This is a genomic window from Microbacterium sp. NPDC059771 (genome assembly GCF_042732495.1).
Taxonomy (GTDB): Bacteria; Actinomycetota; Actinomycetes; order Actinomycetales; family Microbacteriaceae; genus Microbacterium; species Microbacterium sufflavum.
The window spans coordinates 1,489,633-1,510,378 of record NZ_JBHWHK010000001.1 but is presented as its reverse complement, the minus strand read 5'-3'; the positions used below and the strand labels follow the sequence as shown (position 1 = coordinate 1,510,378).

Here is a 20,746-nt window from a genome sequence, read left to right as displayed (position 1 = left end):
GGAATCCGAACCGGCGGTGACAGTCCGCGAGCGTCTCGAGTGATCGGGATGCCGATCCGGTGGAACTCCGGGACCGACGGTGATGCGAGGGTGACCTCGCTAGTCCGGAAGGGAGGCAGCACGAGGCGCACGCGTGTGCGTCCGTTCCGCCACCCCTGCGAGAGCCCCGAGGCCGCAGAGAGGACGACGGATGGCAGTGACCGCGATCGAGCAGCGTGCGATGGACCGTGCGCTCGAGCTCGCCGCCCGCGGCCCCCGCGGGGTCAACCCGCAGGTGGGCGCCGTGCTCCTCTCCCCCGCCGGTGAGGTGCTGGCCGAGGGGTGGCACCGCGGCTCCGGCACCGCGCACGCCGAGGTCGATGCGCTGTCGAAGCTCTCGCCGGGTGCCGCGCGCGGGGCGACCGCGGTCGTGACGCTCGAGCCGTGCAACCACACCGGCCGTACGGGTCCCTGCGCCGTGGCTCTCATCGAGGCCGGGGTCGCCCGCGTGGTCTACGCCCTCGACGATCCGGGCGAGGTGTCCGGCGGCGGGGCCGAGCGGCTCCGCGCCGCCGGGGTCGACGTGGAGTCGGGCGTGCGCGCCGCGGAGGCCGAGGCGCTGATCGCCTCCTGGCTCACCGCGAAGCGCCTGGGCCGCCCGCACGTCACGGTCAAGTGGGCGCAGAGCCTCGACGGCCGTGCCGCCGCGGACGACGGCTCCAGTCGATGGATCACCGGCCCCGAGGCGCGCGCCGACGTGCACCGCCGTCGTGCCGAGGCCGACGCGATCGTCGTGGGCACCGGCACCGTGCTGGCCGATGACCCGGCTCTGACCGCGCGCGACGGTGACGCCCTCCACCCGCGGCAGCCCGTGCCGGTCGTGATCGGCGCCCGCGCGACGCCCGCACACGCGGCGGTGCACCGGCACCCGCACGCTCCCCTCTTCTACGACACCCACGAGCTGCCCGCGGTGCTCGCCGACCTGCACGATCGCGGCCACCACAGCGTGTTCGTGGAGGGCGGGCCGACCCTGGCCAGCGCGTTCGTCGCGGCGGGACTCGCGGATCGCGTGCTCGCGTACGTCGCACCGGTGCTGCTGGGCGGGGGCCGCCTCGCGCTCACCGACATCGGCGTCTCCCGCATCGACGAGGCGCGCCGGCTGACCGTCGAGGAGTGGGTGCCGCTCGGCGCCGACCTCCTGGCCGTCGCCCGCTTCACAGACCCCCACGCCCCCGAGCAGGAAGGTGCCTGGTGATGTTCACCGGAATCATCGAGGAGATCGGCGAGATCACGGCGATCGCGGAGTCCGGCGACGGCTGGCGGCTCACCGTGCGCGCGCCGAGGGCCGCGGCCGACGCCGTGCACGGCGAGTCGATCGCGGTGTCGGGCGTGTGCCTGACCGTGGTCGACTCGACCGCCGACACGTTCGACGCCGACGTGATGAAGCAGACGCTCGACGTCGCCGCGATCGGATCGGCCGTGGTCGGCACGCGCGTGAACATCGAGAAGGCGATGCCGGTGGGCGCGCGGCTCGGCGGGCACATCGTCCAGGGCCACGTCGACGGCACCGGCGAGGTGCGGGAGGTGCGGCCGGGTGCGCAGTGGAGCGTGCTGCGGATCGGCCTGCCCCACGATCTCGCGCCGCTCGTGGTCGACAAGGGCTCCATCTCGGTGGACGGCACCTCGCTGACCGTGAGCGCCGTGAGCGCGCCCGACGAGGCGGCGCCGTGGTTCGAGGTGTCGCTCATCCCGGAGACGCTCGCCGCCACCACGCTCGGAACCCGCGCGGTCGGTGACCGCGTGAACCTCGAGACCGACATCCTCGCGCGGCACGTCGAGCGTCTGCTCGCGTTCCGCGCCGCACCGGAAGGGGGCTCGCGATGAGCCTGTCATCCATCCCCGAGGCCCTGGAGGCACTGCGCGCCGGACGGCCGGTCCTCGTGGCCGACGACGAGAACCGCGAGAACGAGGGCGACGTGGTGCTCTCGGCGGAGCTGGCGACGCCCGAGTGGGTCGCGTGGACCGTGCGCTGGTCGTCCGGGTTCCTGTGCGCGCCCATGCCCGCCGACCTGGCCGATCAGCTGAACCTGCCGCCCATGGTCGCGGCGAGCGAGGACGCCCGCTCCACCGCGTACACGGTGAGCGTGGACGCCGCCGACGGCGTGACCACCGGCATCAGCGCGAGCGACCGGGCCCGCACCCTCAACGTGCTCGCGAACCCCGACTCGACCGCGACGAGCATCATCCGCCCCGGGCACGTGCTGCCGCTGCGCGCGGTGGACGGCGGCGTGCGCGAGCGCAGCGGCCACACCGAGGCCGCTGTCGAGCTGATGAAGCTCGCGGGTCTGCGACCGGTCGGCGCGATCGCCGAGGTCGTGGCGGAGGACGGCAGCATGATGCGGCTGCCGGGACTGATCGAGCTGGGCGCGCGTGACGGTGTGCCCGTCATCACGATCGAGCAGCTCATCGCGCACCTCAACGAGATCGACCCCGCGGGGGCGACGCCGGCCGCGCACCGCGGTCGCCGGGTGAGCCTGCGCGCCGACGCGACCGTGCCCACCGAGCACGGCTCGTTCCGGTTCCTCGCCTATAAGGATCGCGTGACCGGCACCGACCACATCGCGGTCGTGTCGGGCGAGCTGAGCGAGACCGCCCTCGTGCGCGTGCACTCCGAGTGCCTGACGGGCGAGGCGTTCGGGTCGCTGAAGTGCGAGTGCGGACCGCAGCTCGACGCCGCGCTCGACGCGATCGAGCAGGACGGCGGGGTCGTGGTCTACATGCGCGGGCACGAGGGGCGCGGCATCGGGCTGATCAACAAGCTCCGCGCCTACAGCCTTCAAGAGGACGGCCTGGACACGGTCGATGCGAACCTCGCGCTCGGGCTGCCCGCCGATGCGCGCGACTACGCCGCCGCGGCCGGCATCCTCGCCGACCTCGGCGTGTCGAAGGTGCGACTGCTGACCAACAACACCGACAAGGTGAACCAGCTGCGCGAGCTGGGGCTCGACGTGGTGGAGCAGGTGCCGCTGATCGTGGGCGTCGGCCCGAACAACCACCAGTACCTGGAGACCAAGCGTGACCGGATGGGTCACATCATCGGCGAGGCAGAGCTCGCCCAGGCCCTCGCGGCCGGGAAGGACGAGGAATGAGCGGCGCAGGAGCACCGAAGGCCGGGAGCATCGACGGGCGGGGACTGCACGTCGTCGTGATCGCCGGCACGTGGCACGAGACCATCTCGAACGGACTGATCGCGGGCGCGCAGCGGGTGCTCGACGAGGCGCAGGCGTCGCACACGCTCGTGCGGGTGCCTGGCTCGTTCGAGCTCGCGGTGGCCGCGCAGGCCGCGTTCGCCGGAGGTGCCGATGCGGTGGTCGCGCTCGGCGTGATCATCCGCGGCGGCACCCCCCACTTCGAGTACGTGTCCGCCGCGGCCACCGACGGTCTCACCCGGGTGTCGCTCGACGCAGGGCGGCCGGTCGGCTTCGGCCTGCTGACCCTCGACGACGAGAAGCAGGGCCTGGATCGTGCGGGTCTCGAGGGCTCGAAGGAGGACAAGGGCGCGGAGGCGGCCGACGCTGCGCTGCGCACGGCCCTCGTGATCCGGGAGCTGCGCGGCTGAGGTCAGGGCGGCCTTGCTAGCGGCGCAGTACCCCCCTCACGTACGGTGAGGGCATGGAGATCCTGCGCCACATCGTCGTGTTCGTCCACCTCATCGGCTTCGCGGTGCTGTTCGGCGCCTGGGCGGCCCAGGCGTTCGGCGGCAAGCGGCAGATCACCCGGCTGATGGATTACGGCCTGCTGATCGCCGGTGTCGCCGGACTGGCGCTGGCCGCTCCGTGGGGCATCGAGTACGACCTGAACTACGTCAAGATCGGCGTGAAGCTCGTGGTGCTCCTCGTGATCGGTGCGCTCCTGGGCATCGGCTCCGCGCGGCAGAAGCGCGGCGAGGCGGTGCCCTCCGCCGTGTTCTGGCTCATCGGCATCCTCGCGCTGGCCAACGCCGGCATGGCCGTCATCTGGCGCTGACCCGTCATCTGGCGCTGACCCGTCCGGCGCTGACCCCTGACACCTCCGCGGTCTGAGCGACCGCGGGGATCATCCGCCGACGATGCTCTCCCACACCGCTGCGGTCGCCGCACCCGCTCCCGGCGTCCCGATGCGCTGACCGTTGCGACCGCCGCGCGCGAACGTCGCGGTGACGGCGGCGGGAGCCACGGCGGGGTCCACGGGGTCCGGAAGCCACACGCACGACCGCACGTGCACGAGGTCGACCGCCGCGGCCTCCGCCGAACCGTCGTACCACCACGGGCCGTCGAGCCGCCCGAGCCAGAGCAGGCCGTCTCCGTCACGGGTCCAGACGAAGGTGCCCTCCGGCAGCGCCACGAAGCGCTCGAGGCGCCGGGCGGCGCGCTCGCCCCAGCGGGCGTCCACCGCCGACAGCGCCTCTGCCGGCGACGAGGGCACCCGCTCCAGCCGTCCTCCCATCCCCACCAGGCCGCGTGTGAGACCGCGCTCGGCTCCGGCACCGTCGGGCACCGCGTCGTCGCGCGAGCGCATCGGTGCGCGGTAGGCCAGCGGCTCCGCGACGACCTCGGGGCCGGAGGCGGCGGGAGGCTCTTTCACGAGAGCGGCACGAGGGTCGCGTCGATGTCGGCGCCGTCGATCACGACCGTCATCAGGGTGCACACGGGCTGACGGCGGCGGTCGGTCGGCGACCCCGGGTTCAGCAGACGCAGGCCGCGCGGGGTCACCGTGTCCCACGGGATGTGCGAGTGCCCGAACACCAGGAGGTCGTCGTCGGGGAACGCCGCGTCCATGCGCCGCTCCCGCCCCGCCGCGCCCCCGGTCTCGTGGATCACCGCGACGGACGTGTCCTCCACCCGGAACCGGGCGACCTCGGGCAGCCGGCCGCGCAGACCGGGGCCGTCGTTGTTGCCGAACACAGCGTGCAGCACCGCGGCGCGCTCGGCGAGGAGATCGAGCGTGGCCTCGTCGACCCAGTCGCCCGCGTGCACCACCACATCGGCCTCGTCGACGGCGCGCAGCACGGCGTCGGGCAGTCGCTTGGCGCGCTTCGGCACGTGCGTGTCGGCCAGCAGCAGCATCCGCGTCGTCATATCGGCTCCCCCGCGTCGTGTGCTCCGCGTCGTGCGTTCCGCGTCGTGTGCTCCGACTCTACGGGGGTGGCGCGCCGCCGGGACCGGGCAGCGTCATCCGCGTTCAGGCAACTCCCAGGAAGGCGTAGACTCGCCCGGGTCCTGGTATACCAGCGGCGACATCCGAGAAAGAGACCCCATGAGCAGCGCCCCCGCCCCCGCGAATCCCCGCTCGCGCGTCATCACCGCGAGCCTCGTCGGCACCACCATCGAGTTCTACGACTTCTACGTCTACGCGACGGCAGCGGTCCTGGTGTTCCCGACGCTCTTCTTCCCCAGCACCAACGACACCGCCTCGCTGCTGTCGTCGTTCGCCGTGTTCGGCGCCGCGATGGTCGCCCGCCCGATCGGCGCAGTCGTGTTCGGCCACTTCGGCGACAAGTTCGGCCGCAAGGCGACGCTCGTCGCGTCCCTGCTCACGATGGGCATCGCGACCTTCGTGATCGGCCTGCTGCCCACGTTCCAGCAGATCAGCTGGGTCGCGCCGCTGCTGCTTCTCGTGCTGCGCCTCGCCCAGGGCTTCGCGCTCGGCGGCGAGTGGTCGGGCGCGGCGCTGGTCGCGACCGAGAACGCCCCAAAGGGCAAGCGCGCCTGGTACGGGTCGTTCCCGCAGCTGGGTGCGCCCCTCGGGTTCATCATCGCGAACGGCATCTTCCTCGCCATCAACTTCGCCCTGCCCCACCCCGAGGACCCGGCGCTGAAGTCGGAGGCGTTCCTGTCGTGGGGCTGGCGGGTGCCGTTCCTGTTCTCGGCCGTCATGGTCATCATCGGCCTGTGGGTGCGCCTGCGCCTGGTCGAGTCGGACACGTTCAAGAAGGCGGAGAAGACCGGCGCCATCCGCAAGCTGCCGCTGGCCACCGTCTTCCGCCACCACTGGAAGCAGCTGATCCTCGGCACGTTCATCATGCTGGCGACCTACGTGCTGTTCTACCTGATGACGAACTTCACCCTGACGTACGGCACCAAGGCCGCCGACGTGGAGACCGCGTCGGCCGCCGCCCGCGCCGCCGCGGAGGCGACCGGCAAGGACTTCGACCCCACGGCGTTCGCGGCCCAGTTCTACCCGGGGCTCGGCTTCGGCTATACCGACTTCGTGCTGATGCAGATCATCGGCGTGGTGTTCTTCGGCATCTTCACGCTGCTGTCGGGTCCGATCGCCGACGCCATCGGCCGCCGCAAGCTGCTGCTGTGGGTCACGGGCCTCATCGTGGTGTTCGGCCTGTCGTTCAACCTCTTCCTGCTGCCCCAGGCCGACCCGAAGTTCACGGGCGCGCTCACGCAGGCGTTCCTGGTGTTCGGGTTCATGCTCATGGGCACGACGTTCGGCCCGATGGGCGCGCTGCTGCCCGAGCTGTTCCCGACGAACGTGCGCTACTCGGGCTCCGCGATCGCCTACAACGTGTCGTCGATCCTCGGCGCGGCCGTGGCCCCGTTCATCGCCGTGGCACTGTGGGCGGCGGTCGGCGGCGAGCCGTGGCTGGTCGGCGTGTACCTCTCCTCGATGGCCGTGCTCACCTTCGTGGCGCTGATCTTCACGCCGGAGACGAAGGACCACGACTACGAGGACGACCTGGGGCTGGCGGCCTCCGCCGAGCTCTGAGCGCCCGACGACGCACCCCGGAACGGCCGCCCTCCCCGCGAGGTGCGGCCGTTTCCGCGTCTCCGGGCCGCCGTCCGCGCGCGGGAGCGCTCAGAGGACGACGACATCGCAGTACCGCGCCGCGGTCTTCGCCAGCCGGCGGTCGAGCGTGAGCAGCGGGACGCCGAGCGCCTCCGCCAGCGCGACGGAGCCGGCGTCGTATGCGGAGACCTCCTCGCGCAGCGTCCAGATGCGCGGGATCAGGCGGCGCAGCGGGTGGCGGATGATCTGCCCATGCCCCCGTGATCACATGTGGCGCGCATGCGCGGTGTTCGCGATCTGTCGACAACGAGCGTCAACAGAGATTGACAACGGTGGCGCGCGTCAATGATCATTGACGCAGGAGGTGTCCGATGAACACGACCACGATCGCCCAGGCCGAGGGCGGCGAGCCGCTCGCCGAGCTGCACCGCCTGGCCGGGCTTCGCATCGAGATCGCTCGCGCCGAGGAGGCGCAGGTGCGCCGCGCGCGCAACGACGGCTACTCGTGGCAGGCGATCGCCAGCGCCCTGGGCGTGACCAAGCAGGCCGCGCATCGCCGCTTCGGGCGCCACTGAGTGCATACAGCAGCCGCATAGGAAGCGACCGGCCCCCGAGTACGGTCGAAGTACCCCCCTCTCCAGATCGAGGTCCCGCATGTCCACCACGGCGACAGCACGCCGACGCCGCCGGGGCGCACAGCCCGACGGCCCGCGCGCCACCTTCCGTCAGCTCCTCCCCTTCCTGTTCGAGCACAAGCGCACCCTCATCGTCGTCGCGATTCTCAGCGTCATCGGCGCGGCGACCTCGCTCGTGCAGCCGGTGCTGGTCGGCCAGGTCATCGAGGCCGTGCAGACCGACGGCACGATCGGGGTCCTGGTATGGCTGCTCGTCGGCTTCGTGATCGTGTCGTCGATCATCTCCGGCTTCCAGCACTACCTGCTGCAGCGCACCGGCACGGCCGTGGTGTACTCCAGCCGGCGCAAGCTCATCGCGCGCATCCTGCACCTGCCCACCGCGGAGTTCGACGCCCGCCGCACCGGCGACCTCGTCTCGCGCGTCGGCACCGACACCACCCTGCTGTACGCCGTGCTCACGCAGGGTCTCGCCGATGCGGTCGGCAGCGCGGTCCTGTTCGTGGGCGCCCTGGTCGCGATGCTGCTGATCGATCCGGTGCTGCTGCTGCTCATCGTGGTCGTGATCGGCGTCTCGGTCGTGGTCGTGGTGTCGCTCAGCGGCCGCATCCGCACCGCGTCGACCGCCCAGCAGGAGAAGGTAGGCGAACTCGCCTCCGGCGTCGAGCGTGCCGTCAGCTCGATCCGCACCATCCGCGCCTCGGGGGCGACCGAGCGCGAGACCGCAGCCGTCTCCGACCGGGCCGCCGAGGCCTACGGCATCGGTGTGCGCATCGCCAAGATCTCGTCTCTCGTGGTGCCGGTCTCGGGCATCGCCCTGCAGCTGTCGCTCTTGGTGGTGCTGGGCGTGGGCGGGTTCCGTGTGGCCGCCGGCGCCATCACGATCGCCTCGCTGATCGCGTTCATCATGTTCCTGTTCCTGCTCGTGATGCCGCTCGCCACCACGTTCGGGGCGATCACCTCGGTGAACCAGGCCCTCGGCGCGCTCGGCCGCATCCAGGAGGTGCTCGACCTGCCCACCGAGTCGCAGGACGACGCCGCCACCGCCGCCTCGATCCCCCGCGAGGCCGACGACCCCACGGCGCCCGCGATCGAGTTCCGCGATGTGCGCTTCCGCTACCCCGCGAACGTCGTGGCCGCACGACAGGCCGCGGCGAAGGCGGCCAAGGATCTGCTCGCCGACGCTCACCTCGACTCCGCCGAGCCGGTGCCCGCCGACGCCGAGGCCGCCGATCACGAGGTGCTGCGCGGCGTGTCGTTCGCGGTGCCGCGCGGCGCCCGGGTGGCGCTGGTCGGTCCGAGCGGCGCGGGCAAGAGCACGATCCTGTCGCTCATCGAGCGCTTCTACGACCCCACGGGCGGCTCCATCCGCGTGCACGGCCACGACGCCCGCACGTATTCGCGGGAGGAGCTGCGCGCGCAGTTCGGCTACGTCGAGCAGGACGCCCCGACCCTCGCCGGCACCCTCGCCGAGAATCTGCGCCTCGCGTCGCCCGACGCCAGCGACGCCGACTGCGAGCGGGTGCTGCGCGCCGTGAACCTCGGCGACGTGCTCGAACGCAGCCCCCTCGGCGTGGACGCCCCGGTCGGCGAGGACGGCGTGATGCTGTCGGGCGGCGAGCGTCAGCGCCTCGCCATCGCGCGCGCACTGCTCACGGACGCCCCGATCCTGCTGCTGGACGAGTCCACGTCGTCGCTCGACGGCGTGAACGAGCAGCGCATGCGCGAGGCCATCGAGGCGGCGTCCACCGACCGCACCCTCGTCGTGATCGCCCACCGGCTGTCGACGGTCGTCGACAGCGACCTCATCGTCGTGTTGCAGGACGGCACGGTCGTCGGCCAGGGCACCCACGCGGAGCTGGTCGAGTCGACGCCGCTGTACCGCGACCTCGCGCGTCACCAGCTCCTCGCCTGACCGCACTCGCACGGGCAACGCGAAGGCGGGGTGCCGGAGACCACTCAGCCATGGGTTCGTCTCCGACGCCCCGCCTTCGCGGGTCTGGGGGCCACGGGGGCCCGAAGGTGCCGGCTCCCCCGAACCGGCACCGGTCTGGGGGCTACGACGCCTTCGCGAGCCGGTAGCGCAGCGAGGCCAGCTCGGTGCGCAGCGCCGCGGGCACGCGGTCGCCGAAGGTGTCGTAGAACTCCTCGGTCAGGTCGGCCTCGACCTTCCATGCCTCCGGGTCGACCGAGAAGAGCTCCTCCAGGTCTTCCGCCGGCAGGTCGAGCCCGTCGAGGTTGAGATCCTCCGCACGCGGCAGCCGTCCGATGGGGCTGTCCACGGCGGGCAGGGCGCCCGAGATGCGGCGGATGATCCAGTCGACCACGCGGGAGTTGTCGCCGAAGCCGGGCCACAGGAAGCGACCGTCCGCCCCGCGGCGGAACCAGTTGACCTGGAAGATGCGCGGTGCCCGGTCGAAGCGCAGGCCGCGGCCCACCTTCAGCCAGTGCCCGAAGTAGTCGGCCATGTTGTAGCCGCAGAACGGCAGCATCGCGAACGGGTCGCGGCGCAGCTCGCCCACGGTGCCCTCGGCCGCCGCGGTGCGCTCGGACGAGATGTTCGAGCCGAGGAACACGCCGTGCGTCCAGTCGGTGGCCTCCACCACGAGCGGGACGTTGCTCGCGCGACGCCCGCCGAACAGGATCACGTCGAGCGGCACGGCCTCCTCCCAGTCCTCCGAGATCTGCGGGCACTGCGCCGCCGACACCGTGAAGCGCGAGTTGGGGTGCGCCGCCGGACGACCCGAGTCGGGCGTCCAGTCGTTGCCCTCCCAGTCGATCAGGTGCGCGGGCGCCTCGTCGGTCAGCCCCTCCCACCACACGTCGCCGTCGGGCCGGAGCGCGACGTTCGTGAAGATCGTGTTGCCCCACAGCGTCTCGACGGCCGTGACGTTGGTGGACTCGCCCGTGCCCGGCGCGACACCGAAGAAGCCGGCCTCGGGGTTGATGGCCCACAGGCGCCCGTCCTCGCCCGGACGGATCCAGGCGATGTCGTCGCCGAGTGTCTCGACCCGCCATCCCGGGATCGTCGGACGCAGCATCGCGAGGTTCGTCTTGCCGCACGCCGAGGGGAACGCGGCAGCGACGTGGTAGGCCGTGCCCTGCGGATCGATCACGCGGATGAGCAGCATGTGCTCGGCGAGCCAGCCCTCGTCGCGGGCGATCACCGAGGCGATGCGCAGCGCGAAGCACTTCTTCGCGAGGATCGCGTTGCCGCCGTAGCCCGAGCCGTACGAGTAGACCTCGAGCGTCTCGGGGAAGTGCACGATGTACTTCTCGTCGTTGCACGGCCACTCGACGTCGGGCTCGCCCGCGGCCAGCGGAGCGCCCACCGAGTGGACCGTCTTGACCCACGGCGCCCCGTCCGCGATCTGGCGGGTGACGGCGTCGCCCACCCGGGTCATGATGCCGATCGAGGCGACCGCGTAGGCGCTGTCGGTGATCTGCACGCCGATGTGCGAGAGCGGTCCGCCGACGCGACCCATCGAGAACGGGACGACGTACATCGTGCGACCGCGCATCGAGCCCGCGAAGATCTCGGTCATGGTGGCGCGCATCTCGGCGGGGTCCGCCCAGTTGTTGGTGGGACCGGCGTCCTCCTCGCGCTCCGAGGCGATGAAGGTGCGCCCTTCGGTGCGGGCGACGTCGCTCGGGTGCGAGCGGGCGAGGTACGAGCCGGGACGCCACTCCGGGTTGAGCTTGATGAGCTTGCCCTCGTCGACCAGCCCGCGCAGCAGCCAGTCGTTCTCGGCGCGGGAGCCGTCGACCCAGTGCACGGCGTCGGGCTGGGTGAGCGCCCGGATCTCCTCGACCCACGCGAGCAGCTCGGCCATCGCGGGGGTGTCGGAGGAGGGGGCCGTGCCGAACGTGCGCATCGTCGCGACGGGAGACGTGCGGGGGGTGATGACTTCGGCCATGGCCATGACTGCTCCTTAGAAGTGTGGGGCGTTGCACCTATCTTCTTCCGCCTCCACCCCGACTTTCGGACAAATCGGGCCGAAAGAATCGATGTTCTTTCGCTACACTCAAAACCATGCCGCCCTCCGGACTCCACCTCACGACGCTCGGTCACCGCATCCGCCACCACCGCCTGCAGAAGGGGTACACGCTCGACGAGCTCGGCGCCGTCGTCGGGGTCGCCGGCTCGCAGCTCAGCCTCATCGAGAACGGCAAGCGCGAACCCAAGCTCTCCCTGCTCCAGGCGATCGCGCACGCCACGGGCACCGAGGTCACCGACCTCATCTCCGGCGAGCCGCCCAACCGCCGTGCGGCGCTCGAGATCGAGCTGGAGCGCGCGCAGGAGAGCCCGGTGTTCCGCCAGCTCGGCGTCGCTCCCGTGCGCGTCACGAAGGGCATGAGCGACGAGACCATCGAGTCGATCCTCGGGCTGCACAACGAGCTGCAGCGGAGGGAGCGCGAGGCGATCGCGACCCCCGAGGAGGCCAGGCGTGCGAACACCGAGCTGCGGCTGCGGATGCGCGCACAGAACAACTACCTGCCCGAGATCGAGAAGCTCGCCGAGAAACAGCTCAAGGCGGCCGGGCACACGCAGGGGGCCCTCACCCACCGCACCGTGAGCATCATGGCGGAGAAGCTCGGCTTCGAGCTCATCTACGTCAACGACCTGCCGCACTCCACCCGCTCGGTGACCGACCTCGAGAACGGCCGCATCTACCTGCCGCCCGCCTCCATCCCCGGCGGACACGGCCTGCGCTCGATGGCACTGCAGGCCATGGCCCACCGCCTGCTCGGGCACACCCCGCCCACCGACTACGCCGACTTCCTGCAGCAGCGCCTGGAGATCAACTACTTCGCCGCCTGCTGCCTGATGCCCGAGACCGCCGCCGTCGCTTTCCTGCAGCAGGCGAAGAAGGACCGCAACCTCGCCGTCGAGGACTTCCGCGACGGCTTCGGCGTCACGCACGAGGCCGCCGGCATGCGGATGACCAACCTGATGACGCAGCACCTGGGCATGTCGCTGCACTTCCTGCGCGTCGACTCGACCGGAGCCATCACCCGCGTCTACGAGAACGACGGGCTGCCGCTGCCGATGGACGTCACCGGCGCCGTCGAGGGCCAGCGCGTGTGCCGCAAGTTCCAGGCGCGCTCCGCCTTCACGCAGCAGAACCGCACGGTCGAGCACCACCAGTACACCGACACCCCGTCCGGGACGTTCTGGTGCTCCACCCAGACCGGCTCCTCCACCGACGGCGAGTTCTCCGTCACGGTCGGCGTGCCGTTCGACGACGCCCGCTGGTGGCGGGGCAGGGAGACGAGCGACCGCGCCGTGTCGACCTGCCCCGACGAGGCGTGCTGCCGGCGCCCCTCGACCGAGCTGACCGAGCGCTGGCAGGGGCGGGCGTGGCCGAGCGCCCGCGTGCACACGCACATGTTCTCGCCGCTCCCCCGCGGCGCCTTCCCCGGCGTGGACGACAACGAGGTGTACGACTTCCTCGCGCGGCACGCGAGCGAGTGATTAAGATATATTCAATTCACTCATTGCCAGCCTCCCAGGGAGCCCCGTGACCGAGCAGACCCCCGCCGCCGACACCGCAGCGACCGAGACGTTCACCTCGCGCCGCCACCGCATCACGGCGGGTGGACGCACGCTCGACTACACGGCGGGCGCCGGCACCGTGATCGTGCGCGACGACGAGCACACCCCGCTCGCCAGCGTCTTCTACACGTCCTACGTGGCCGACCGCGAGGAGGGCGCTGCGCCGCGCCCGGTGACCTTCCTGTTCAACGGCGGACCCGGCTCCGCCAGCCTGTGGCTCAACATCGGCGGCTTCGGCGTCAAGCGCACCCCCACCAACACGCCGAAGGCGACCCCACCCGCTCCCTACGCGTGGGGCGACAACCCGCACACGCTGCTCACCGAGTCCGACCTCGTCTTCATCGACGCCCCCGGCACCGGCTACTCGCGACTGCTGGGAGACACCGCGCCCGCGCAGGTATGGGGCGTCGACCAGGACGTCGACGCGTTCGCGAAGGCGATCACCCGGTGGCTCACCCTCACGAACAACTGGAACGCCCCGCGGTTCCTGTTCGGCGAGTCGTACGGCACCACGCGCGCCGCATCCCTCGTGCACCGCCTGCAGAACCAGGGCCTCGACTTCAACGGCGTCGTGCTGCTGTCCACCGTGCTGAACTGGGGCGAGAGCAACCTCGGCGGTCCGCGCGAGTACATCAACCTGCTGCCCTCGTTCGCCGCGACCGCCTGGTATCACGGCAGGGCGCGCACCGAGCACACCGAGCTGGAGCCGTTCCTGGTGGAGGCCAGGGCCTTCGCGCAGGGACCCTTCGCGGCCGCCCTGCTGCAGGGCGACCTGATCCCGTCCGAGGTCGAAGACGAGGTCGCCGCGCGCATGAGCGCCCTCGTCGGTCTCGATGCCGACGACCTGAAGAAGCACCACTTCCGCATCGGCATGGAGCAGTACCGCTACGCGCTGCTCGCCGACGAGGGTCGCGTGATCGGCCGCTTCGACACCCGCTTCACCGCCGAGCACCAGTACGTGGTGGGCGGCGGCTCGCACGACCCCGCCACCGACGACGCCGCCACCGCCGGGGTGAACAGCGCGCACCTGTCGACCTACCGCGCGCACCTCGTCGACGACATCGGCTACACCAGCGACCTGCACTACCGGCACCTGCACAACATGCCCATCTCGCGGGCCTGGGACTGGAAGCACAAGGCGCCGGGCGTCGACGCCCCCCAGCTCGTGCCCGACGTGTCGCTCGACCTGTCGGCGGCGGTGCGGCGCAACCCGAACCTCCGCGTGTTCGTGATGGGCGGGTACTACGACCTCGCGACCCCGTTCTTCGGGCCGGAGGTCGACGTGGCGCACCTGTACCTCGCCCCCGCGCTGCGCGACAACATCCGTTTCGCGTTCTACGAGTCCGGCCACATGACGTTCGTGGACGAAGATGCCGTCGTGCGCATGAAGAGCGACCTCGACGACTTCTACCGCGACGCCACCGCGCGCTGATGAGCGCACGCGAGACGACGGGCCGACTCGGAGAGCGGGAGTACGTCGCGCGGGTGGAGGAGCTGCCGCTGCGGCGCTCCGACGGCACGCCGCAGGGCACGCTGTCGGCGTTCAGCTATACGGTCGACGCACCCGGCCGGCCGGTGCTGTTCCTCACCAACGGCGGGCCCGGCGTCTCGTCGATCTACCTGCACCTGAGCGGCATCGGACCGTGGCGGGCGCGCGTCCCGGTGGACCCGGACGACGCCGGCCAGCCGCCGTACGGCATCGAGGAGAGCCCGTCGAGCATCCTCGACGTCGCCGACCTCGTGTTCCTCGACGCACCGGGCACCGGCTTCGGCACGTTCGCGGACGACGCCGACCGCTCGCTCTTCCGCACCGTGGAGGGCGACGCCGACGCGGTCGCCGCCGCGATCGGCGACTGGCGCGACCGGCACGGCCGCTGGGACGCGCCCACGTACTTCCTCGGCGAGAGCTACGGCACGCTGCGCGCGGCGTTCCTGGCGACGAACCCGCACAGCATGGACACGGCGCCGCTGGCCGGGATCGCGCTGCTCGGTCAGGCGGTGAACATCCAGGAGACGCAGGACCGGCCGGGGAGCATCGTCGGCGCCCTCGCCAACCTGCCCTACAAGGCCGCCACCGCCTGGTACCACGGCACGGGGTCGCGCGGGCACGCCACGGTCGAGGGCGCCATCGCGGACGCCCTCGACTTCGCGCGCGGCGACCTGGCCGCGGCCATGCTGCAGGGCGACGAGCTGCCGGCGGGCGACCGGGACGCGGTCGCCGAGCGGCTGTCCGCCATGATCGGCCTCCCCGCCGACGAGCTCGTGCGCGACCGACTGTGGATCAGCAAGACCGACTTCCGCGAACGGCTGCTCGAGGGCCAGGTGCTGGGCGTCACGGACAGTCGCTACCGCGCCCCCGCCGCCGACCGCCGTGTCGGCGAGCTCGGCCACGACCCTGCCGACACCGCGCTCTCCCCGCGCTACGTCACCGGGCTGTCGCGTCTGCGGCTCGACGTGTTCGGTGACGGCTCCGCGCGACCGTACCGGGTCGTCGACACGGAGGCCGGCCGTGACTGGGACTGGCAGGAGCAGGGCGGCGCCGCGTTCCCCACCTACGGCCGACCGTCGCCGTTCCACACCTACCCCTACCCGGCGCGGCTCTCGCGGTGGATGAAGCAGAACCCGCACGCGCGGCTCTTCCTCGGCACGGGCGTGTACGACGCGCTGACCACCGTGGGGGCCGCCGACCATCTGCTGCGGCACTTCGGCCTGCCCCGCGAACGCACCACCTCGCACTGGTACCGGGCCGGGCACATGATGTACAGCGACCCGGCGGTCGCGGCGCAGCTGAACGCCGACCTCCGCGCGTTCCTGACGGCCTGAGGCAGGTCTCAGGCGCTGAGGCGGCCGAGGGCGAGGGCGGCGAGCGCCGCGGCCTGATCCGCGAGCACCGCGTCGTCGAACACGACGGTCGGCGAGTGGTTCGGGGACGCCGTCTCCAGGTCGACCTCGTCGGGGGTGGCGCGCAGGAACAGGAACGCGCCCGGCACCTGCTCCAGCACGAACGAGAAGTCCTCCGACCCCATCACGGGGTGTGCGGTCTCCCACACCCGCTCCTCGCCGAACAGGCCGCTCAGGGTGCTGCGCACGTGCGCGACGGCCTGCGGGTCGTTCACGGTGGGCGCGCACAGGATGGTGACGTCGACCTCGACCGTGCAGCCGTGCGCCGCCGCGATCTCCTGCACCAGGGCGGGGATCTCGTTCTGCACGCGGGCGCTGTTCTCGTGCGAGAGCACGCGCACCGACGCCACGAGCGACGCCGTCTCGGAGATGATGTTGCGGGCGGGTCCGCCGGCGTGCAGCTGTGTGACGCTCAGCACCACCGGGTCGAACACGTCGAAGCGCCGCGTGACGAACGCCTGCAGCGCCGTCACGAGCTCCGCGGCCACCGGCACGGGATCACGCGTGAGGTGCGGGGCCGACGCGTGTCCCCCGGACCCGGTGATCGTGACCTCCACCTCGATCGCGCCCGCCATCAGCGCACCGGGTCGCGTGGAGAACATTCCGAACTCACCGGGGACCACGTGGATGCCGAACGCGGCCACCGGCCGCGAGCCGGTGACGTCGAGCAGTCCCTCGGCCAGCATGCGGGTGGCACCGTCGCCGAGCTCCTCGCCCGGCTGGAACATCAGGAGCACGTCGCCGTGCAGTTCGTCGCGACGGGCGGCGAGCAGCTGCGCCGCGCCGACGAGACCCGCCACGTGCAGGTCGTGTCCGCACGCGTGCATGCGCTCCCCGGTGGCGGCATAGTCGAGACCGGTCTCCTCGGTGAGCGGCAGTGCGTCCATGTCGGCGCGCAGCAGCACGGTCGGGCCGGGATGCGCGCCGCGGATGACGGCGGCGATCGAGCTCAGTCCCGCACCGAGGGTCACCTCGGCGCCCAGCGGCTCGAGCGCATCGAGGATCCGCCGCTGCGTGCGCGGCAGTTCGAGCCCGAGCTCCGGATCGGCGTGGATCGCGCGGCGCAGGCCGACCAGACCGGGGAGCAGATCGCGGGCGTCGTCGCGCAGACCGGTGGTGGGGTGGAGCAGGGTCATCAGTGTCCGATCGCGTGCAGGAGGTGGTCGGTGCCGGCGTTCTGAATGCGCGGGATCGCGGCGACGAGGGACTGCGTGTAGGCGTGCTGCGGATTCGACACGATCTCGTCCGCGTCGCCGTGCTCGACGATCCGCCCCTTGCGCATCACGGCCGTGGTGTCGGCGATGTACCGCACGGCGGCGAGGTTGTGGGTGATGAACAGCACCGACAGCTCCAGCTCGCGCTGCAGATCGCGCACCAGGTTCAGCACGGCACCCTGCACCGACGCATCGAGCGCCGACGTGATCTCGTCGGCGATGATGAGCCGCGGCTTCACGGCCAGACAGCGGGCGATCGCGACGCGCTGCCGCATGCCGCCGGACAGCTGAGACGGATACTGGTCGACCGTGCCCGGCTTCAGGCGCACCAGCCGCAACAGCTCCTTCACGCCGTCGGCGCGCGCCTTGGCGTTGCCGCTGCCGTGCAGCGCGAGCGCCTCGTCGAGCGTGTCGCCGATGGTCATGCGCGGATTCAGCGAGGAGTACGGGTCCTGGAAGATCATCTGCACGTCGCGGGCGCGCGCGAGGCGCTGCCGCCCGGTCGCCGGTCGCAGCTCCTCGCCGTCGAGCAGCAGGCGTCCGGCCGTGGCCGGCTGGAGACCGGCGATCACGCGCGCGATGGTGGACTTGCCCGAGCCGGACTCCCCGACCAGTCCGACGATGCTGCCGTGCGGCACCGTGAGCGACACGCCGTCCACGGCGTTGAACGACGAGTCGCCGTGCCCGAAGGTCACCACCAGATCGTCGACGACGAGCTCGGCCATCAGCGCACCTCCTGCGTGGTCTGCGTGGTCTGCGACCCGGTGAGCACGACCGGCTCCCCGAGGATGCCCTCGATCGGCACGCCGTCCTGCGGGTGCCAGCAGGCCACGCGACCGCCGTGACCGTGGGTCACCGGCTCCGGGGTGACCGTGCGGCACTGCTCGGTCGCGAACGGGCAGCGCGGAGCGAACCCGCAGCCCACGAGCGGCAGCGAGAGGTCCGGCGGCTCGCCGGGGATCGTCGCGAGCGGCTGGGTGCGATCGGTGTCGAGGTCGGGCAGCGACTCGGCGAGCGCACGCGTATAGGGGTGCGCGAGCTTCTCGGGCGTCGCGAGCAGGCGCACATCCACGTCCTCCACGATGCGTCCCGCGTACATCACCAGGATGCGCTGGCACAGCTCGGCGAGCACGGCGATGTCGTGCGACACCACGATCGCGGCCGCCCCGGTCTGCTCGCACTCGCGGCGGAGCAGCGCGAGCACACGCTGCTGCACCGTGACGTCGAGGGCCGTGGTGGGCTCGTCGGCGATGATGAGTCGCGGCTTGCCGATCTGCGACATCGCGATGAGCGCGCGCTGCCGCATGCCGCCCGAGTACTCGTGCGGGAACTGCCGGGAGCGCCGCTCCGGCTCGTCGATCGCGACGTCCTTCAGCGCGGCGACGGCCTTCTGATGTGCGGCGCCGCGGGCATCCCTGGCGTGGAAACGCGGGATCTCGGCGAGCTGCGTGCCCACGCGCAGCGCCGGGTTGAGCGCCGTGAGCGAATCCTGGAACACGACGCCGATCTTCGTGCCGAGCCGCTTCTTCATCACGGCGGGCGGCAGGTCGAGCACGTCGTCGCCGTCGAAGCGCAGCTCCTGCGCGGTCACGGCGGCGCCCGCGGCGGACAGCTGGGCGACCGCCATCAGCGCCACCGACTTGCCGCTGCCGGACTCGCCGACGACGCCGACGATCTCCCCCGGTGCGACCGAGAACGAGACGTCCTGCACGGGACGCACCCACCCGGACGGCGAGGGGAACGAGACCGACAGGCCGTCGACCACGAGCAGCGCGTCGTCGTCGGCTACCCGCTCGCGGGCCTCGACGCGCGGCGCGGAGCCCAGCTTGCGCCGGGAGAGCACGCTGCCCTTGCCGTGGCTGCGCAGGTGCGCGGCGAGCGACTCGCCCAGCGTGCCGAACGCCACGCCGGCGAACACGACGGCGACTCCGGGGCCGACCACCGCGGTCGGGTTGGTGTACACCTGGTCGAACGCCTCGCTGAGCATGCGGCCCCAGTCGTAGTCCGGCGGCTGCACGCCGACGCCGAGGAAGCTGAGGCTGGAGAGCGCGAGCAGGCCGCCGCCGATCGACAGGGTGACGTTGACGATGATGGGTTCGGCGATGTTCGGCAGCACGTAGCGCGTGAACTGCCGTCCGCGCGAGACGCCCATCATGCGCGCCGCCGCCAGGTACTCCGATCCGCCGACGCGCGACGACAGCGTCTGGGCGAGGCGGGCGAACGACGGCACCATCGTGAGGCCGAGCGCGATCACCGCGGACGACGAGCTGGGCCCGAGCAGGATCACGGTCAGCATCGCCACCAGCAGCACCGGGAACGCCAGCCACGTGCTGATGACGGAGCTGAACAGGCGCTGCACCCGCGGTCCGAGCACCGACGGGAGGGCACCGAGCAGCAGACCGAAGACGAGGCCGATGACGGTGGCGATCAGCGCCATCCCCAGCGACAGCCGTGCGGCGACGAGCGTGCGGAGCAGGAGGTCGCGCCCGAGGCCGTCGGTACCGAGCGGGTGCGCGGCGCTGGGTCCCTGCAGCAGCGCCGACGTGTCGGTCTGGTTCGCCTGCGCGCCCCAGATCTCCGGGGCGAACAGCGCGAGGAACACCAGCACGAGCACCATGACGGTGCTGATCGCGCCGAGCGGGTTGCGCAGGAAGGTGAGGATCGAGCGCATCAGGTCGTCTCCAGGAGGGTGGTGCGCCGGTCGAGGAGCGACAGCACGATGTCGACCGCGAGGGTGATGACGAGGATGATGGCCGCGTACACGAGCGCGAGGCCCTGCACGATGCCGTAGTCCTTCGTGGCGATGGCGTCGACGAACGCCGAGCCCAGACCCGGCCAGTTGAACACCTTCTCCACGAGCACGCTGGAGGCGACCATGGTCGACAGCAGCGTGCCGCCGATCGTCAGCGTGGCGGTGAGCATGTTGGGCAGCGCGTGGCGGAAGTACACCCACGACGCGGGGATGCGCTTGGAGCGGGCCGTGCGCACGTAGTCGTCGGACAGCGTGTTCAGCGCCTCGACGCGGGCGATGCGCGACAGCGACGCCCACGAGGCGACCGTCATGGCCAGCACCGGCAGCACGTACGACGCGGGGCCCGAGCGTCCGGCCACGGGGAACCAGTGCAGCCCCACCGCGAAGATCACGACCAGTGCCACGCCCAGGAGGTACTCCGGGATCGCGGCGATCACGCCGGTGATGCCGGTGAACGTCACCTCGACGCCGCGGCGTCGGTTGCCCTGCGTGAGGATCGCGATGCCGAGGCCCACGGGCACGGCCACCAGCAGCACGATCACGAACGAGATGCCGGCGAGCTCCAGGGTGGCCGGGAGACGGTTCTGCACGAGCTCCGACACCGACCGTCCGGTGATGAGGGACGAGCCCAGATCACCCTGGAGGATGCCGGTGAGATAGTTCCAGAACTGCACGATCAGCGGGTCGTTGAGACCCAGCTGATCGCGCCGGGCCTGGACCACGGCCTCGTCGGCCGTCGCGCCGAGTGCGGCGCGCACGGGGTCGCCGCCGGATGCCCTGAGCACGAAGAACGCGACCGCGATGATCACGAACATCGCCACCAGCATGCGCAGCGCGCGGCGGAGGAGGAATCTCAGCCAGGGGTTGCCGTGGCGGCGCTTCCGAAGAAACACCGCCACGGTGTCCGTCCTGGCGGACGCGTGGTCCAGCATGC

The 20,746-nt window shown here is 71.6% G+C and carries 18 protein-coding genes; 11 read left to right on the top strand and 7 right to left on the bottom strand.

What is annotated here, in order from left to right; translation table 11 throughout:
• Positions 1-190: 190 nt before the first annotated feature.
• Genes ribD through ACFV3I_RS07160 form a run of 5 tightly spaced genes read left to right on the top strand, consistent with a single transcriptional unit; the run spans position 191 to position 4,005 of the window.
• On the top strand, positions 191-1,234 hold the full coding sequence (gene ribD, locus ACFV3I_RS07180; protein WP_378803537.1) for a bifunctional diaminohydroxyphosphoribosylaminopyrimidine deaminase/5-amino-6-(5-phosphoribosylamino)uracil reductase RibD: 1,044 nt from the start codon (positions 191-193) through the stop codon (positions 1,232-1,234).
• Positions 1,234-1,863: a riboflavin synthase gene (locus ACFV3I_RS07175; protein ID WP_136029096.1), complete on the top strand. Its 630-nt coding sequence runs from the start codon at positions 1,234-1,236 to the stop codon at positions 1,861-1,863. The genes ribD and ACFV3I_RS07175 overlap by 1 nt, the downstream gene beginning before the upstream one ends.
• Positions 1,860-3,128, top strand: a complete 1,269-nt coding sequence (gene ribA, locus ACFV3I_RS07170; protein WP_136029095.1) for a GTP cyclohydrolase II — start codon at positions 1,860-1,862, stop codon at positions 3,126-3,128. The genes ACFV3I_RS07175 and ribA overlap by 4 nt, the downstream gene beginning before the upstream one ends.
• Positions 3,125-3,598, top strand: coding sequence for a 6,7-dimethyl-8-ribityllumazine synthase (ribH, locus tag ACFV3I_RS07165; RefSeq protein ID WP_136044544.1), 474 nt, complete (start codon positions 3,125-3,127; stop codon positions 3,596-3,598). Before ribA ends, ribH begins: the two co-directional genes overlap by 4 nt.
• Positions 3,599-3,651: 53 nt before the next feature.
• On the top strand, positions 3,652-4,005 hold the full coding sequence (locus ACFV3I_RS07160) for a Fe-S protein (protein ID WP_136029091.1): 354 nt from the start codon (positions 3,652-3,654) through the stop codon (positions 4,003-4,005).
• Between the two features lie 69 nt (positions 4,006-4,074).
• On the opposite strand, the gene ACFV3I_RS07155 is transcribed toward ACFV3I_RS07160, so the two are convergent.
• Complete coding sequence (locus ACFV3I_RS07155) at positions 4,075-4,602, bottom strand: GAF domain-containing protein (RefSeq protein WP_378822637.1); 528 nt, start codon at positions 4,600-4,602, stop codon at positions 4,075-4,077.
• Positions 4,599-5,096 carry a metallophosphoesterase gene (locus tag ACFV3I_RS07150; protein ID WP_136029089.1) on the bottom strand — a complete coding sequence of 166 codons (498 nt, stop codon included), beginning with the start codon at positions 5,094-5,096 and terminating at the stop codon, positions 4,599-4,601. The genes ACFV3I_RS07155 and ACFV3I_RS07150 overlap by 4 nt, the downstream gene beginning before the upstream one ends.
• A gap of 178 nt (positions 5,097-5,274) precedes the next feature.
• Here ACFV3I_RS07150 and ACFV3I_RS07145 point away from each other — a divergent pair, with 178 nt between their 5' ends.
• The 3 genes from ACFV3I_RS07145 (at position 5,275) to ACFV3I_RS07135 (ending at position 9,303) form a co-directional block, all read left to right on the top strand.
• Positions 5,275-6,735 carry an MFS transporter gene (locus ACFV3I_RS07145; protein WP_136029087.1) on the top strand — a complete coding sequence of 487 codons (1,461 nt, stop codon included), beginning with the start codon at positions 5,275-5,277 and terminating at the stop codon, positions 6,733-6,735.
• Positions 6,736-7,127: 392 nt separating this feature from the next.
• Positions 7,128-7,331, top strand: a complete 204-nt coding sequence (locus tag ACFV3I_RS07140) for an AsnC family protein (protein ID WP_136044963.1) — start codon at positions 7,128-7,130, stop codon at positions 7,329-7,331.
• Positions 7,332-7,410: 79 nt separating this feature from the next.
• Positions 7,411-9,303, top strand: a complete 1,893-nt coding sequence (locus ACFV3I_RS07135; RefSeq protein WP_378822635.1) for an ABC transporter ATP-binding protein — start codon at positions 7,411-7,413, stop codon at positions 9,301-9,303.
• 142 nt (positions 9,304-9,445) lie between these two features.
• Here ACFV3I_RS07135 and ACFV3I_RS07130 read toward each other — a convergent pair whose 3' ends face one another.
• Positions 9,446-11,311, bottom strand: a complete 1,866-nt coding sequence (locus ACFV3I_RS07130; protein ID WP_378822634.1) for a phosphoenolpyruvate carboxykinase (GTP) — start codon at positions 11,309-11,311, stop codon at positions 9,446-9,448.
• A gap of 110 nt (positions 11,312-11,421) precedes the next feature.
• On the opposite strand from ACFV3I_RS07130, the gene ACFV3I_RS07125 reads away from it, so the two are divergent.
• The 3 genes from ACFV3I_RS07125 to ACFV3I_RS07115 are packed head-to-tail and all read left to right on the top strand — an operon-like array spanning position 11,422 to position 15,768.
• The gene (locus tag ACFV3I_RS07125; RefSeq protein WP_136029081.1) at positions 11,422-12,864 is read left to right on the top strand and encodes an XRE family transcriptional regulator; all 1,443 of its coding nucleotides are present in this window, start codon (positions 11,422-11,424) and stop codon (positions 12,862-12,864) included.
• 46 nt (positions 12,865-12,910) lie between these two features.
• Complete coding sequence (locus ACFV3I_RS07120; protein ID WP_205812662.1) at positions 12,911-14,377, top strand: S10 family peptidase; 1,467 nt, start codon at positions 12,911-12,913, stop codon at positions 14,375-14,377.
• Positions 14,377-15,768, top strand: a complete 1,392-nt coding sequence (locus ACFV3I_RS07115) for a hypothetical protein (protein ID WP_378822633.1) — start codon at positions 14,377-14,379, stop codon at positions 15,766-15,768. Before ACFV3I_RS07120 ends, ACFV3I_RS07115 begins: the two co-directional genes overlap by 1 nt.
• Before the next feature lie 8 nt (positions 15,769-15,776).
• On the opposite strand, the gene ACFV3I_RS07110 is transcribed toward ACFV3I_RS07115, so the two are convergent.
• From ACFV3I_RS07110 to ACFV3I_RS07095, 4 genes are read right to left on the bottom strand one after another with little or no spacing between them, the layout of a single operon-like run.
• The gene (locus tag ACFV3I_RS07110) at positions 15,777-16,982 is read right to left on the bottom strand and encodes a M20 family metallopeptidase (protein ID WP_378822632.1); all 1,206 of its coding nucleotides are present in this window, start codon (positions 16,980-16,982) and stop codon (positions 15,777-15,779) included.
• On the bottom strand, positions 16,982-17,785 hold the full coding sequence (locus ACFV3I_RS07105; RefSeq protein ID WP_136029073.1) for an ABC transporter ATP-binding protein: 804 nt from the start codon (positions 17,783-17,785) through the stop codon (positions 16,982-16,984). Before ACFV3I_RS07105 ends, ACFV3I_RS07110 begins: the two co-directional genes overlap by 1 nt.
• The gene (locus ACFV3I_RS07100) at positions 17,785-19,731 is read right to left on the bottom strand and encodes a dipeptide/oligopeptide/nickel ABC transporter permease/ATP-binding protein (RefSeq protein ID WP_378822631.1); all 1,947 of its coding nucleotides are present in this window, start codon (positions 19,729-19,731) and stop codon (positions 17,785-17,787) included. The genes ACFV3I_RS07105 and ACFV3I_RS07100 overlap by 1 nt, the downstream gene beginning before the upstream one ends.
• A complete protein-coding gene (locus ACFV3I_RS07095) occupies positions 19,731-20,744 on the bottom strand; it encodes an ABC transporter permease (RefSeq protein WP_136044970.1) in 1,014 nt (337 codons plus the stop codon). The genes ACFV3I_RS07100 and ACFV3I_RS07095 overlap by 1 nt, the downstream gene beginning before the upstream one ends.
• Positions 20,745-20,746: the final 2 nt, after the last annotated feature.